Raw genomic sequence first — 14,382 nt, 5'->3', positions numbered from 1 at the left:
TTCTTCCCGCGAGTGTAGTGGCTGAGGGGACAAGCGCGATTCGGTCTTTGACTGGCCTGGGCAGACAGCCACGTGCGGTAGCGCCGTTGCTGCGGACAGGTAGCGTAAAAGGTATGACGGATAGCTCGGAAGCTGACAAACCCGCAGGGGAGAACCCAGAGTCGGTGCAAAAACACGCCAGCACCAACGCCAAGCGCTACGTTTGGGCGCACGGCCTGCAGAATATTGGCGATCAAATCGTCGCGGCAAAGACGTTGTTGCCATGGTTGCTGCATTCGGCTGGAGCGCCGGGCTTCTTCATCGCCATGCTTGTGCCGGTGCGTGAGTCTGGTTCGATGCTTCCGCAGGCAGCGCTGACACCGTGGGTGAAATCTCGGTCTCGCCGCACCACCGTCTGGATTGCCGGGGCGTTGGGGCAAGCGGTCGCGGCAGCGCTGATTGGTCTGGCGACGTTGTTCCTCGAAGGTGTGGCGCTTGGTGTCGCAGTCATCCTCGCGCTTGCAGGCTTTGCGACGGCCCGAGCACTGTGCTCAATGGCCTCGAAGGATGTCCAGGGCCGTACGATTCCGAAGGGGCAGCGCGGGCAGATCAGCGGCCGAGCTGCGATGTTGGGTGGTGTCGCCGCAATTATCGTTGGTGCGGTGTTGTGGATCATCCGCGACAACGTCACCAAACCAATCGTGGCAGGGCTCATCTTTGTTGCGGCACTGTCGTGGGTGGCAGCGGTTTTGATTTTCCGCGGAATTGTCGAGCCCACCAATGAAGGTGACAAGGAAGAGCCGAATAAAACCTGGTGGCAGGACACCTGGCGGCTCTTTGCAGAGGATAAAAACTTCCGCGACTTTGTAATCGTTCGAAGCTTGTTGCTGGTCACAGCGCTATCTACGTCGTTCATCGTGACCTTGAGTGCGCAGGTGGGTGCTGATCTGGAAGCTTCAGACGGTAGCGGCGGGGGAGTGAACGCAAACGTCGGCATCTTCATGCTCGCTGCGGGTTTCGCTTCTCTGATTGGTGGAAAAGTCGCCGGAATCTGGTCGGATAAATCCTCAAAGAAGGTCCTGACCTACTCTTCGCTGGTCGGTTCGATTGTGCTTTTCCTGCTGGTCGCAAGTGCGCACTGGCTTTCCACCAGCGCCAATGCCTGGATTTTCCCACTCGGTTTCTTCGCAATGTCGGTCGTCCACGCCGGTGTTCGTGTGGCTCGTTCGACCTATGTTGTTGACATGGCAGAAGGCGACAAGCGCACCGAGTACGTCGGAGCGGCCAACACCATCATGGGTGTTGTCCTGCTCATCGTCGGTGCGCTGTCGGGTGTTATCGCTAGCTTCGGCCCTGCGGCGGCTCTAATCTTCCTGGCGCTGATGGGACTGGTTGGTGTCGCTATGTCCAGCAGGCTGAAGGAAGTCTCGGCTCCGCGCAGGGCAGTTCTTTAGTTCGTTAGAACTCTACGACCATCTTGCCGGTGTTGCCTCCGCTAAACAGCTCGAGGAATGCAGCTGGCATGTTCTCGATACCGTGGCGAGTGGTGACATCGTAAGCGACCTTACCGCTGACGACCAGCGGAGCCATTCGCTCCTGGAATTCACCTGCCAGGTGCAGGTACTTGCCCAATACGAAGCCGCGCAACGTAATGCACTTGCCAATGGCCAGAGCTAGGTTGCGTGGTCCGGTCGGAGCTCCGGTGTTGTTGTACTGGGAGATTGCGCCACACATAGCGACACGGCCAAAGGTGCGCATCGCGCCGATGGCTGCCTCCAGGTGGTCTCCACCAACGTTGTCGAAGTAGAAGTCAATGCCCTCCGGAGCTGCCTTTGCTAGCTGCTCTGCAACCGGGCCGTCGTTGTAGTTAAAAGCGGCATCAAAGCCGAGTTCGAGCAGGCGCTTAACCTTCTCGTCCGAGCCGGCGGAGCCAATGACGCGGGATGCGCCCATCTGCTTGGCGAACTGACCAGCAGCCGAGCCGACCGCACCAGCAGCGCCAGAGATAAAGACGACGTCGCCTTCCTTCATCTCTCCGACAGCCGTCAGACCAACGTAAGCAGTAAGACCAGTAAGACCAAGGATGCCCAGGTAGGCAGCAGCCGGTGCAACGTTGAGGTCAACCGGCGTTGCCTCGGAATCGGCGATAACAGCATTGGTCTGCCAGCCGTAAGAGTGGCGGACAGCGTCGCCAACCTGGAACCTATCCGACTTGGACGCAAGGACGGTGCCTACAGCACCGCCAGTCATTGGCTGGTCGAGCTGGAATGGTGGGATGTACGACTTGGTGTCGTTCATGCGGCCGCGCATGTATGGATCGACGGTAGCGACCGAGTTGGCTACCAAAATGTCGCCGTCGTTAAGCTCTGGCAAATCGACGGTCTCGAGGCGGAAATTCTCGTCAGTTGGCAGGCCAGACGGACGAGAAGCTAAAACCCACTGCTGAGTGGTGGTGGTGGGCAGTTCGGACGTGGATGAAGTATTAACGGAAGTCACGATTATTCTCCTGTTGCGTATTCGCGGATTTATTGTCGGTTTAATTGCTGAATCGCAGGTTACGCCTCTTGTACCCAGGAATCGAGGCGCTCAATAAGAACGCCCAGGTCCGCTAGCAAAGGCAAGTCGGGCAGTCGTTCGGCAATCACGTTGCGGACGCTTGTGTACCACCACAGTTGCTGGCTCGGAGTTGACCGAAAGCGTCGCCACAGGGAGTGGCCTTCGCGGTCTAAATCCTCCAGAGTTTGGCTGAGATTGTGGAACTTATCCGCGGCGGCCACGATGATTGACTCCGCGCTGCCACGAGAAAGTTGCTCCAGGTAGGCATCGGCACGCTCCTGCCAGGAGGGCAAGGAAGAATTCTTGGTGACGCCCTCGACGATCGTGGCCACGCGAGGCCCGAACTCATCTTCCATCTCGGCACGTGAGTAGTTTTCCGGCACGTCTTCCAAAATGTCGTGGAAGAGGGCTGCCAACAGCACGTCTTCGTCGTTAGTCACGCTCGCCGCAATCAACATCACTGACATCGGATGGCTGATATAGGGAACGCCAGAGCCCTTTCGGTAGTGCCCATCGTGTGCGCGGGAAGCAGTTGCGATGCCGCGCATGAGCCTGCTGCTGGGGCGTGCTGAAGCAAAGGTGTCAGCGTTTTGCATGGGTATCCCGACCTTTCGTTGATGCTTGAAAAATAGCAGCGTCTAAGCTTGAACATCATGAACGTCGCAGAAGTAGATCCGCTCATCGAGTCGATGTACCGGTGGTCCGATGTCAGTGGTGTCCTGCTCATGGGCATCATCGGTGGCACCATCGCCCGGCAACGAGGCTACGACATCATCGGGTTCTTCTTTATTGCGTTGTTCTCCGCACTGGGTGGCGGCATGATTCGCGATGTTCTGATTAACCAGGGCACCGTCGCCGCAATGAGCCAGCCGGAGTATCTAATTCTGGCGTTTACTGGTGCGCTCATTGCGCGATTTTTCTATTTCAAAGGAAAGACCTGGGAATACGTTCAGGTCCACGGTGACGCTGTGGTCTCGGGACTCTGGGCAGCTACGGGAACGGTCAAAGGCGTCACTTATGGTCTGCCCATTCTGCCGTGCATCATGATGGGCGTTTTCACCGCCACTGGTGGTTCCATGATCCGCGACATTGTGACCGGGCGAGTACCCGCTGTTTTCGGCGGCAACCAGCCCACGGTCATCCCGGCCGTGGCTTGCGCGGTCATTGTCATCGGAGGCCACCATTTGGGGTTTATGGCCGTGTCCATGGTCATTGGTCCTATCGTCAGCATCCTGCTTTCGCTGCTGGGGTACTGGGGTAATTGGCGAGTGTCGGCACACTCGGAGTGGGCGCCACTGAACGACACCGCGGCGCAGATTGCGGTCCTCGCACGTCGAGCAGAGGGCAAGAGTCGCGAGGTTGGTCGACGTTTCGAGCCCGCACGCCTCCGCAGCTGGCGTCACCGTCAGATGGAAAAGGCGCTGCAGCGTCGCATTCAGTCTGAGGTTGATAGGGGAGTGTCTCGTTCCGACGCCGAGGCCAGCGCGGAGGAATTCCTGGAGGAGTTCAATGCGGACTTTCCAGCGGATCTGCACATGCCGACGGCACAGCAGGAGACAGTGCAGGATGACAGCGACGAATCCGATTTCGGTGTGGACCTATCCGGTGATTCCTATGATGACTACGGAGAAGATACGGCACTGCGGCAGCGGGAATACCGGGAGATGTTGGATCAAATTCTTGCTGACGATGAGGCGACCGATTTACTCGTCGCAAAGCTGATGAAGAAATACGAGCAGCGGGATTAGAGGAGCGGTAGAGACATGGCATCGACGAGTACTGCAAGCAGGCATTTTGGGCACATTATTAAGGAACACACCGTTGAGGTGCCCTGGGATCCTTTTACCGAAGCTGCGAATGCCGCGACATTTGAGCTTTTCGCCAGGGAAATCTATGCGCCAGGAAATGAGGATGCGCCGGCAATTGTCTATTTGCAGGGCGGCCCGGGATTTCCGGCACCGCGTCCGGTAGGTGCCAGCGGAGTAATCGGTGAGGCGCTGAAGGAATTCCGCGTCATCCTGCTGGATCAGCGCGGCACTGGGCGCTCGCATCGAATTGATGCGACCAATATTGCAGATGTTCCGGCCGAGCGGCTTGCCCAATTGCGTCAGGAATACATCGTCGAAGACGCGGAAGCATTGCGAAAGCATTTGGGCATTGCCAAATGGTCACTGTATGGCCAGTCCTTTGGCGGGTTTTGTATTACTTCGTATCTCAGTTGGTATCCGGAATCCGTGGAGCACGCCTACCTCACAGGTGGTTTACCTGTTCTGGACCGTGGTGCTGACGACCTTTATCGCACGACATATGCGAAGCTGCGCACCCGACACGAGCGTTTTTATCGCGAGTATCCGTGGGCCGAAAACCGAATTCGAGAAATCTGCGCGCACCTGGAGCAATCTGCAGAAACTCTCCCTACCGGTGAGCGACTGAGTTCTCGCCGATTCCGCACCATCGGAATTGAATTGGGCCGCGGAGATGGATTCCACAATCTGGCGTATTTGTTGGAAGAGCCATTCCACATTCGCAATGGCGAAAAGCGATTGCGCACCGATTTTCTGGCCGATGTAGGATCCCGCGTGAGTTTCGCCGACGGTCCGCTATACGCCGCGATTCACGAATCTATTTATGGTGGCGTCGGGGACCACCCCACAACTAATTGGGCAGCTCACCGCATTCGCGAGGAAGTTCCAGGTTTCGAAGAAAATGCCAATCCCGCAGGAGACGAGCCGTTTTACCTCACCGGCGAGCACTTTTTCCCCTGGCAATTCGACGAAGATCCCGCGCTTATTCCGTTCAAGGGAAAGGCCGAAGAATTGGCGCAGCACACCTGGGAAAGCTCACCGTATGATTCCGCGCGTTTGCTTGCCGACGCCCCGACCTCGGCAGCCGCGGTTTACCTCGACGATATTTTCGTGCCGTTCGAGTACTCCATGGAGACAGCCAACTGCTACCGGGACCTGCGGCCACATGTGACCAATGCATTCCAGCATGACGGCATTCGCCACGATGGTGCGGCAATCTTTGCCCGGCTCCGCGAGCTCGTCGAGGATCACTAGGCGAGTATCCGGGTGTTGCGGAAGACCTGCGCGGAGAGCTAGAAGGAGCCTAGACCTCGGCGCGCGCAAGTCGAGCAAATGCGCCGTCTGCGTTCAGGAGGTTGTCATACGTGCCGCGTTCGATGAGCTGGCCGTTTTCGATGACCAGGATGTCATCGGCCTCGGCCAGTGTCTGAAGTCGGTGCGCAATAAAGATGCAGGTCGCTCCACATGCGCGGGCATTGTCTACGATACGAGCCTGCGTCAGTGGATCCTGGTGGCTGGTGGCTTCGTCGAAAATAACAATCTTTCCGGCGAGGTGTGCAGCGAGGTCATTGGGCTTAGTGCCGTCGGCTAGTACCGCGCGTAAGTAGGTGCGGGCCAGCGCCAGACGTTGACGCTGACCACCGCTGAGCCGCTGCGCGCGGCGGCCAATGGGCCTGTCCAACGGCATCTCAGCAGGGTTGATGGCGGCGAGTTCGAGCGCCCAGTGCATCAGTGATTCGGGAACCTCGCAGCCATCAGGCGTGCCGAGACATAGATTCTCAGCGATGGTGGCCTCCATGAGAAAGGGATTCTGATCTGCGACAACAACCGTTCGGCAGACATTGGTTGAGCCGAGGTCACGGGCATTGTGGCCATTGATGATGACCTCGCCGACATCCGGATCGACATGCCGCTGGATTAGCCGGGAGAGTGTGGACTTGCCCGAACCAGTTGGGCCGACCACACCGATGAACTGGCCTGAGGCAATACGCAGATTGATATTGGTCAGTGCAGGGTTATCGGCGCCAGGGTAGCGGTAGCTGACATCGCTCAGTTCGAGGGCAGGGACTGAGTCGCCGGAGTTGGCCCTCGCGGTCTGCGCGTGGTGCAGGTCCAGCGACTCCGGCTGCTTCGGCTCTTCCACAGTCGGCGGCTGCGCGGCCAGCTCCCTGATCCGAGTGACTGCATTGAGTCCTGCTGGCAGAGAAGATGCCAGGCGCTCGATCGAATCCATTGATGAAGCAGTCCCCGCCACCAGGGACGTCGTCACCAAAACAGCAGGGAGCATACGGTAGTCGGCTGAAAGCGCCGGGATACCAGCACAAAAGACGGCAATGCTGCCACCCCAAATCCGAAGTCCGGTCGCGCCAGAGCGCAGTCCAGCCCGCTTGCCGCCTGCACGCATTTTTTGAGCAAGCTGTTCATCGAGCTCACGCAATCCCCGCAGCCGCTGCTCGGCTGCGCCGTAGATGAGGATTTCCTCCCGAAGGCGCAGCGTATCGGCAATGTACTGCGCAATGTCCGTGCGTGTGGAGTTCGTTGCGGAAGCCTCCGCAGTCGCCTTCTTAGAGCCCGCGAGTGCAATCACAAAGCCAACCGCGAAGGTCAGCGTCAGAGCAATCGCAGGCAGGGCTCCAGCAGTCAATGCCGCTGTCATGACCGCCATCAGCGGAATTAGTACGGCCGTCACCGCGGGCGCAATTGTGTGCGCGAAGAAGACTTCCACACGGTCAACATCACGAATCGCAATCGTGTGGATTCTGGCAGTACCCAGCCCATCGGTTACCGCGGGCGCCTGCGGGATAAGACGCTCGACGATCCACAACCGCAGCTCACCAAGCAGCCGAAATGCAGCCAGATGCCCGAGGTACTGCTCGACATACCGCAGAATCGCTTTCAACAGCGCCAGCCCTGCAACCACGCCAATGACCGCCCACGTCCGCTGCATGCTCAAGCTTTGCGATGAGTCGGTTGCGTCCCACTTCGACAGCGCAATTGTGGCAATTGCCCAGGCGGGCACAGCCAGCATCAATGCACCCAGAATGTGCCCAGCCACGCGTGCGAGGATAGATGCACTGAGCGCTCCGCGAGCCTGTGCGGAAAAGCGCAGCAACCAGATGATGTTGTTCATGTCAGCTCTCCTCGGTCAGCGCTCGTGCGTAATACTCATTGCTTGTGCTCAGTTGGTCGGGTTTGCCCGCAGCCACGATCCGGCCTTCGGCGACGACAATGACCAGATCAACGTCCGATAGCGCTTCCATGCGGTGAGCGACCATGATGCTCGTTCGTCCTTCAGCAAGGCGGGTCAAGGACTCCTTGATGAGACCTTCCGTCCGACGATCGATGTCCGCTGTCGGCTCGTCGAGAAGCACAATCGGAGCGGCGCCGAGCAGACCACGCGCAATGGCCAGGCGGCGTCGTTGCCCGCCTGAGAGCCAATTGCCCTGATCACCGACCTCCGAATCGAGACCACCAGGGCGCTGCTCGATTTCAGCGAGTAAGTGCACGTCGCGAAGTGCTTTTCGCATATCGACGGCCGTTGCGTCCGGGCATGCGATGCGAAGATTGTCCGCGACGGTGGTGCCGAAAATGGCTGGCTGCTGGGAGATGAGCAGCGAGTTGGCGAGCAACTCCGGGGTCGAAAGCGCGTCGCCGTCAAGGCAGACTTCCCCGGAATGCGGCTGCAGACCTGCGAGTACACGCAGGAGTGTGCTCTTTCCAGAACCGCTGGGGCCAACGATGCCGACTCTGCTGCCGGCTGGAATTGTCAGGTTGATATCGGAGAGAATGCGCTTTTCGCCGACGTCAACGCTCACATTGCGGAGAGCAACTTCCGGTGCCTGCGGTGCGGTGGCCTTGGTGGAATGCGCTGTTGCGGCTGTGGACGCTTCAGCTGCAGGCTCGCCGAATACCTCCACAATTCCATTTCGATGCGTGCGCCCACCGAGTCCGATGTAGAAAGTGCGGCCGACGCGATTCACGGGCTCATAGAGCAGAACGGATAGGAAAACACCTGCGAGGGCCGTGCCCACACTGATTGCATCTGCCTGCAAACGCAGCAGGACAAGACCGATTGCGGTCGTCGACATTGCAATGCCAAAAACCGCGTCGTTGACAATGATCATCAGCTGATTGCGGGCGAGCAGAGCGGTGAGCTCAGCCATCGCAGTGCGAGTTTGGCTGGCAAAACGCGCCATGACCCGGTCAATTGCTCCAAGAACTTTGAATGTGCCCAGCCCTTCGAGCATTTCCAAATATGCATGCGTGGCCTTCGCTTGCTTTCGGCGATACGTCGCATTGGATTTCCGCAGAATTTTTCCCGCACCAATAATGATCAACGGCGTGAAAATGAAAAATAGTGCCAGCCACAAGGCGGTTTTCGTATCCACCCACAAAGCCCAGACTGCCAAAATAATCAGTGGAGCACTAAACGAGGCCAACGTGGGAGCGAGAAATGTTGCTCGGTAATTCGCGGTCTGTTCGACGCTTGTGGTCGCGGCATCGAAGAGTAGGCCCTCGCCAGTGTTGGAGGCGCTTCGGTGTGCGTGACCAGCTTTCCCGGAGCCGTGCCCTCGTCCATGCGCACGCTTCGGGGCCTGTGCAGGAGCAGAAAACTCCGGCTTCAGCACACTGCCAACCACATGCGAGCGCCACAGCCTTTCCTGCTCACCAGCAAGCCGTGGTGGCAATGCCTCCGTGACATAAGCACAGAGGCTTCCCAGAATGACCGCCACAATTGCAGCGGCCAGGGATTCATGAAGTCCCCACTGCCCAAACCAGTTGCCGCCACTGGTGTCTGTGACACCGCCGTGCAAACTGCTGAGAGCATCGAGCGTGTATCCAAGAGACACGGCGCTGAGAGCGAAGAAAAAGCTGCGCCCCCAGCTGGATAACAAAACCCAGTGCATTCCGCGGGGTGGGGAAGTCAGTGCTTCATGAATCCACATAGCGACGTGAAAACCTATTTTCTATTTAGCCAGTGCGTCAGCGATCTCACGCAGTCCATCGGGCATGTGCATTCCGGCGGTGCCAGAGGTCGTCTTCGCATCAATTAGTTGCACTCGATCATTCTTGACCGCAGCGACGTCGGCAAGCGCCGGGTTATCCAGCAACTCCTGGAATGGAGCCTTGCCCTGGCCGTGGAAATCCTGAATCAGAATGACATCCGGATTCAGCTGCACAATTGTCTCCGGATCAGCGGGAACGGCACCCGGACGCTTGCCCTTTGGCGAGATCGGCTCGCCACCGGCCAGCTCAACGAGATTCGTCGTCGCCGACTGCATGCCCATAATCATCTTCTGACCACCGCGGGCAAACAGGACCAGCGTCTTTGGCTTAGTTGTGGAGTCAATTTCCGAGAGAATCTCTTCGGTTTCCGATTCAATCTTGGCAACCATTTCAGCCGCCTTATCTTCGGCTCCGAGCAACTTGCCGAGTTTGGTCACCGACTCTGCCAGCGCCTTCGGCGAGGCGAAATCACTGCTGGCAAACGCCGCGGTCGGAACATCGCTGGCACCCAGCAGCTCACTTGCCGACTGCTCCTGATCATGGCGGCTGGTCATCAACACCATGTCCGGCTCATAGGACAGAATCTGCTCCGGATCCGGCTTCGTGGAGTTGGCAATCGCGTTGGGCACCTGACGCGCCAGCTCAACCTGATTACCCGAGCTCTCATCGAGCGCATTCTTCGTCACGGCTACGACACGCTCTGGCCCAACCAGTTCCAACGCCAGATCCGCAACCTCAGTCGACAGTGCAACGATGCGCTTCGGCTGACTCTGCACCGTAACGTCGTGGTCGCCGACGGTAACAGTACGCGGCCACTGCGCCTGCTGGCTCGTCGCAGTTTCGCTTGACGACGACTGCTGCGCCGTCTCCTCCGAGGAAGAACAAGCGACCACCGCAGCGAGGGGGAGTGCTGCAATCAACGGCAGAGTGACGGCCTTTTTAGAGTTTCGCTTCAAGGCAGAGATAGGAGAAGTTGGTGAAAACACGAAAGTACTTCCTTGAGTGTTGAGTTTTGATTGTTGGGGAGTTTTCGGTTGCGTTGGTGCTAGCTGGAATCAGACAGTGTGAGCCAGACAGTCTGAAACAGCCAACTGCAATCAGTCAGCCGGGCGAGCCCGAGCCAACGCCGTCACTCGCACCGAACCGGTATGTGGATCGGTATCGACAGCGCTGGAGATGCGATAAATCGCATCTATTCGGGGAGGCGTCAGCACTTCTTCGGCGGAACCAGTGACTTCCAATCCGCCGTTGTGAATCACACTGAGCCGGTGGCAGCTGCGGGCCGCGAGGTTGAGGTCATGAAGGACGACTCCGATACCGTGGCCCTCGTCGGCAAGCTCGCCGAGCAGCTCGAGGATTTCCAGCTGAAACCCGATGTCCAAGGCCGCAGTGGGTTCGTCGAAAAGCATGACCTTGGCCTGTTGTGCCAATAGTTTTGCGATGAACACCAATTGTCGCTGCCCGCCGGACAGACCCGTGATAGGGCGGTCGGCGAGTGCGGTGACACCAACGCGGTCGAGGGCGTAAGCGACGATATCGTGATCCGTGGAGTTTAGTGAGCTGCGGAAACGGTCACGCCGACGGTGGTGCGCGTACCTGCCGAGTGCCACGACAGTTCGAACGTCAATAGCGGCATCGGCCGGTGTGTGCTGCGGCAGGTACGCCAACCGGGTGGCGCGTTCGTGGGCACGAAGCTTCGTCAGCGGCGCACCGAGGAGCTCAACCTGCCCCGAACTCGGTGTCACAATGCCCGCCATAGCACGGAGCAAGGAGGATTTTCCGGTGCCGTTGGAGCCGATGATGCCGTGGACTTCGCCAGGTCGAATAGCAAGGTTCACGCCACTTACGACGGTCCGATTGCGGTAACCGACACTGAGATCGGTAGCCCGCAGCAGCGCGGTGCTGTCGTTGTCTGGCTTAGTGACGTGGTCGGTGAGATTTTGCGTCTGCTGACTCATGACTGGCGACCACCTTGCCGAAGAATCAACGCGAGTAGCGCAGGTGCGCCAAGGAACGCGGTGACTGTGCCAGTTTGCAGAGCAACTGGGGAAAAGAGACTGCGGGCGACGAGATCGGCGAGAATGAGAAACACTGCGCCGAGGCACATAGAAATGGGCAGCAGGCTGCGGTGATCGGGGCCGATGGCAAGGCGAATCAGGTGCGGGACGACCAATCCGACAAAGGAAATAACGCCAGTGACAGCGACGCCCGCTGCCGTGACTAACGTAGCCAGGGCGAGCAGCAGTTGCCGGATCCACACTGTGCGCATACCAGTGGCAGCGGCCTGTTCTTCGCCGAGGAGGAACAGGTTGAGTTCGGGAATGAGCATCATCAAGATAACCGTGCCGACGGTGATGGGGCCGACTGCCAGTGCAATGTCCTGCCAATTCGAAGCAGTTAAATCGCCGTTGAGCCAGAACATGGCCTGTTGAGCGTCATCGCTGTGTGGCGCGTTCGCGATGGTGGCGGAGATGACTGCGCCGAGGAACGCGTTGAGTGCAATACCGACGAGCAACAGGGTGGCTCCACTGCCGCCATTGAGACCGGCGACGATCTGGACAAATATGACAGCCAGCAACGCGCCTATGAATGCGCCAGCCGAAAGAACCCACGGCGCTTTCGCGGCCACGCCAGTGACGATGAGAATGACTGCTACCACTGCTGCACCGGAGGAGACGCCGGTAACACCGGGTTCGGCCAGCGGATTGCGAAAGACTGCCTGCATGGTCGCACCTGCGACAGCGAGCGAGGCGCCGACCAGTCCCGCAAGGAGGACACGAGGCAGTCGGATGCTCCAGACAAGTGATTGCGTGGCGGGGGATATCTCTGGCAGAAGGTGGTTGAGAGCCGGGAGGTCGTCGGAAAGCGTATTGATAAGCGGGGTGAGCAGCGCGACGATGCCGTTGCTGAAACCTGTTCCCGCGGGGCCGATGGAGATCGCCAGGAGGATTGTGGCGGGGACGGCCAGGAAAAATAGAAAGCCGAAGAGCCTGGCTCGAAGTTTTTGTTTTCGAGTGCGCGGAAGAGAAGCTCTATCGACAATAGTTTTCACTTGGTTAATGATGGACAATTTGAAAATAATTGTCAATAAAGGCGCGTCAGTGGGTCTGTGGGGTCTCCTAAGAACAGCAAAACCCCGCACCAGCTCCCTTGTGAAAACAGGGTGCTAATGCGGGGTGAAGAAGCTCTGTAGCTTACTTCTTGTCGCCCAGGCGCTCGTCTGCCATGTCGCGAACCTTCTTGATCTGGTCGGCCTTGTCCTCGCCGAGCTTGTCCTTGCCCAGCTGCTCAGCCTTGTCCAGAACCTTGTCGGTGTTCTCTTCGTTGCTCAGTGCTTCCTTGGCCTTGTCCATAAGTCCCATGGTGAAGACTCCTTCCATTTTTAATGTCTATTCGCGTTTTTTCGTTTGCGGCATAGAGTGTACCGATGAATTGGCGACGTTGCGACCGTTTTGGACTCACGGAGCGAATCCGGGATTCGACTAGCAGCACCGTGACTGAAGGCTATTAAGCTGTCTTGGTGCGGGCTTCATCTGCCTTGTGCATGACTTCGCGCTCGTACTTGCCGACGAAAATCATAAGGACAAACGCAATAGCGACAACGCCAATGAGGGTTGCGAATGTGACATTCCAGCCTGCGAAGTCGATCAAGAGACCGACACCAGTGGAGGCGAGTGTTGCGCCGAGAAGGTATCCGAACAATCCAGTGAAACCAGCTGCGGTTCCCGCAACATACTTAGGCGAGAGGTCGATGGCCTGCAGTCCGATGAGCATGATTGGGCCGTAAATGAGTGCGCCGATCAGGGAGATGAGCACATAGAACATCCACAATGGTGCCGTAGCGGGTAGCTGCCAGTATGCGAAAATGGTGATGCCGGTGCCGATCAGGAAGAGCATGCCGGCGCCTGAGCGCCAACCCTTGAAGACCTTGTCGGAGACCCATCCGCACAGCAGGGTGCCCACAATTGCTGCGCCCTCGTAGAGCATGAATCCGATGATTCCGCCCGTGACGTTGGTCTTGTGCAATTCGTTTGTCAGGTAAATCGGAATCCAGTTGAGAACGCCGTAACGAAGTGCGTAGACGAACACATTGGCCAGCGCGAGCATGACGATAACCGGATTGGTAAGAACATGGTTCTTGACGATTGTGAACCAGGGTTCTTGTGCCTCGTCATTAGTTCCTTCGACCTTGTCTGGGTCGTTACGGTATTCCTCTACCGGAGGCAGTCCCATGGATTGCGGGTTGTCTCGAATCAGCAGGAATGCGATGGCAGCAATCACGAGCGCGACAATCGCCGGTAGCCAGAATGCGGGAGTCCAGTCGGCATCGGAAGTGGCGAACGAATGCAAGCCCCAGGCTGCCAGAGCGCCACCGACGGCGGCACCGACATTGTGGGCAGTGTTCCAGATCGACATCAAAGTGCCACGCTCGGATGTCGAGAACCAGTGGACGACAACGCGTCCAGAAGGAGGCCAGCCCATGCCTTGGAACCAGCCATTGATGAACATGACTGTCGCGAAAATCGCAACAGAGGCACTAATCGCTGGGACGAACGCAACAAAGAGGTTTACGACCGCGGACAGCGCTAGGCCAAGCGGGAGGAAGTACCTGGCATTGGCCCTGTCGGAGAGCATGGCCATGAAGAACTTGGATAGGCCGTAGGAGAAGAGAACCGCATTGGCTACGATGCCAATTCCGGCTGCACCCAGTAGGTCGTGCTTTTCCAGCACAGCGGACACCAGGGGGATGTTATTTCTGATGAGGTAGAAGCCCGCGTAGCCGATGAAGATGCCCATGAAGACGTTGAACCGCCAGGTCCGGTAGGTCGGGGCAATCTTTTCCTCGGGAAGGGGAGCTGCTGGGCCGGGGGCGCTGAGCCAGCCGAGCCTCTGACTGCTCATAATGAGAGTCCTTTCGCTGAAGGCCGCCGTTGCCTCTAGCGCAACCTGTGCGGGTGGCTAGGTGTGATGTCCAGGGACGTTGTTGAGTCGGTCGAAGGGTACGCCGCCAATCGCAGAGTGGTGTCGGTGGTGG

General features: G+C 58.2%; 12 protein-coding genes. 3 read left to right on the top strand and 9 right to left on the bottom strand.

All coding sequences use genetic code 11. The features are described 5' to 3' along the window. Window positions 1-113 precede the first annotated feature (113 nt). Window positions 114-1,433, top strand: a complete 1,320-nt coding sequence (locus QP981_RS07620) for an MFS transporter (protein WP_284857757.1) — start codon at window positions 114-116, stop codon at window positions 1,431-1,433. A 4-nt stretch (window positions 1,434-1,437) separates the two neighbouring features. Here QP981_RS07620 and QP981_RS07615 read toward each other — a convergent pair whose 3' ends face one another. Beyond that, window positions 1,438-2,475 (bottom strand): NADP-dependent oxidoreductase, encoded by a 1,038-nt coding sequence (locus QP981_RS07615; protein WP_187405256.1) that lies wholly within the window; start codon window positions 2,473-2,475, stop codon window positions 1,438-1,440. Between the two features lie 59 nt (window positions 2,476-2,534). Further along, on the bottom strand, window positions 2,535-3,131 hold the full coding sequence (locus tag QP981_RS07610) for an HD domain-containing protein (protein ID WP_187405257.1): 597 nt from the start codon (window positions 3,129-3,131) through the stop codon (window positions 2,535-2,537). Between the two features lie 57 nt (window positions 3,132-3,188). Between QP981_RS07610 and QP981_RS07605 the strand changes: the two genes are divergently transcribed. Further along, complete coding sequence (locus QP981_RS07605; RefSeq protein ID WP_187405258.1) at window positions 3,189-4,283, top strand: trimeric intracellular cation channel family protein; 1,095 nt, start codon at window positions 3,189-3,191, stop codon at window positions 4,281-4,283. A gap of 15 nt (window positions 4,284-4,298) precedes the next feature. Continuing rightward, a complete protein-coding gene (locus tag QP981_RS07600; protein ID WP_284857758.1) occupies window positions 4,299-5,594 on the top strand; it encodes an alpha/beta fold hydrolase in 1,296 nt (431 codons plus the stop codon). Window positions 5,595-5,643: 49 nt separating this feature from the next. Here QP981_RS07600 and QP981_RS07595 read toward each other — a convergent pair whose 3' ends face one another. The 7 genes from QP981_RS07595 to QP981_RS07565 form a co-directional block, all read right to left on the bottom strand. Continuing rightward, on the bottom strand, window positions 5,644-7,470 hold the full coding sequence (locus QP981_RS07595; protein WP_284857759.1) for an amino acid ABC transporter ATP-binding/permease protein: 1,827 nt from the start codon (window positions 7,468-7,470) through the stop codon (window positions 5,644-5,646). 1 nt (window position 7,471) lies between these two features. After that, the gene (locus QP981_RS07590) at window positions 7,472-9,190 is read right to left on the bottom strand and encodes an ATP-binding cassette domain-containing protein (RefSeq protein WP_257877149.1); all 1,719 of its coding nucleotides are present in this window, start codon (window positions 9,188-9,190) and stop codon (window positions 7,472-7,474) included. A gap of 117 nt (window positions 9,191-9,307) precedes the next feature. Continuing rightward, a complete protein-coding gene (locus QP981_RS07585) occupies window positions 9,308-10,333 on the bottom strand; it encodes an ABC transporter substrate-binding protein (RefSeq protein WP_284857760.1) in 1,026 nt (341 codons plus the stop codon). A 111-nt stretch (window positions 10,334-10,444) separates the two neighbouring features. After that, a complete protein-coding gene (locus tag QP981_RS07580) occupies window positions 10,445-11,305 on the bottom strand; it encodes an ABC transporter ATP-binding protein (protein ID WP_284857761.1) in 861 nt (286 codons plus the stop codon). Beyond that, window positions 11,302-12,399, bottom strand: a complete 1,098-nt coding sequence (locus QP981_RS07575; protein WP_284857762.1) for a FecCD family ABC transporter permease — start codon at window positions 12,397-12,399, stop codon at window positions 11,302-11,304. Before QP981_RS07575 ends, QP981_RS07580 begins: the two co-directional genes overlap by 4 nt. A gap of 142 nt (window positions 12,400-12,541) precedes the next feature. Further along, window positions 12,542-12,709 carry an antitoxin gene (locus tag QP981_RS07570; protein WP_016422348.1) on the bottom strand — a complete coding sequence of 56 codons (168 nt, stop codon included), beginning with the start codon at window positions 12,707-12,709 and terminating at the stop codon, window positions 12,542-12,544. Between the two features lie 145 nt (window positions 12,710-12,854). After that, on the bottom strand, window positions 12,855-14,249 hold the full coding sequence (locus QP981_RS07565) for an MFS transporter (RefSeq protein ID WP_149421091.1): 1,395 nt from the start codon (window positions 14,247-14,249) through the stop codon (window positions 12,855-12,857). Between the last annotated feature and the right edge of the window lie 133 nt (window positions 14,250-14,382).

It is taken from the genome of Corynebacterium sp. MSK047 (assembly GCF_030232285.1).
Lineage (GTDB): Bacteria > Actinomycetota > Actinomycetes > Mycobacteriales > Mycobacteriaceae > Corynebacterium > Corynebacterium jeikeium_D.
This window is presented reverse-complemented; position numbering and strand designations above follow the sequence as displayed.

Excerpts from the sequence above, each read along its gene's own strand:
- QP981_RS07620 (WP_284857757.1), top strand. The coding sequence starts at position 114 with ATGACGGATAGCTCGGAAGCTGACAAACCCGCAGGGGAGAACCCAGAG.
- QP981_RS07610 (WP_187405257.1), bottom strand. The coding sequence starts at position 3,131 with ATGCAAAACGCTGACACCTTTGCTTCAGCACGCCCCAGCAGCAGGCTC.
- QP981_RS07605 (WP_187405258.1), top strand. The coding sequence starts at position 3,189 with ATGAACGTCGCAGAAGTAGATCCGCTCATCGAGTCGATGTACCGGTGG.
- QP981_RS07600 (WP_284857758.1), top strand. The coding sequence starts at position 4,299 with ATGGCATCGACGAGTACTGCAAGCAGGCATTTTGGGCACATTATTAAG.
- QP981_RS07595 (WP_284857759.1), bottom strand. The coding sequence starts at position 7,470 with ATGAACAACATCATCTGGTTGCTGCGCTTTTCCGCACAGGCTCGCGGA.
- QP981_RS07580 (WP_284857761.1), bottom strand. The coding sequence starts at position 11,305 with ATGAGTCAGCAGACGCAAAATCTCACCGACCACGTCACTAAGCCAGAC.
- QP981_RS07570 (WP_016422348.1), bottom strand. The coding sequence starts at position 12,709 with ATGGGACTTATGGACAAGGCCAAGGAAGCACTGAGCAACGAAGAGAAC.
- QP981_RS07565 (WP_149421091.1), bottom strand. The coding sequence starts at position 14,249 with ATGAGCAGTCAGAGGCTCGGCTGGCTCAGCGCCCCCGGCCCAGCAGCT.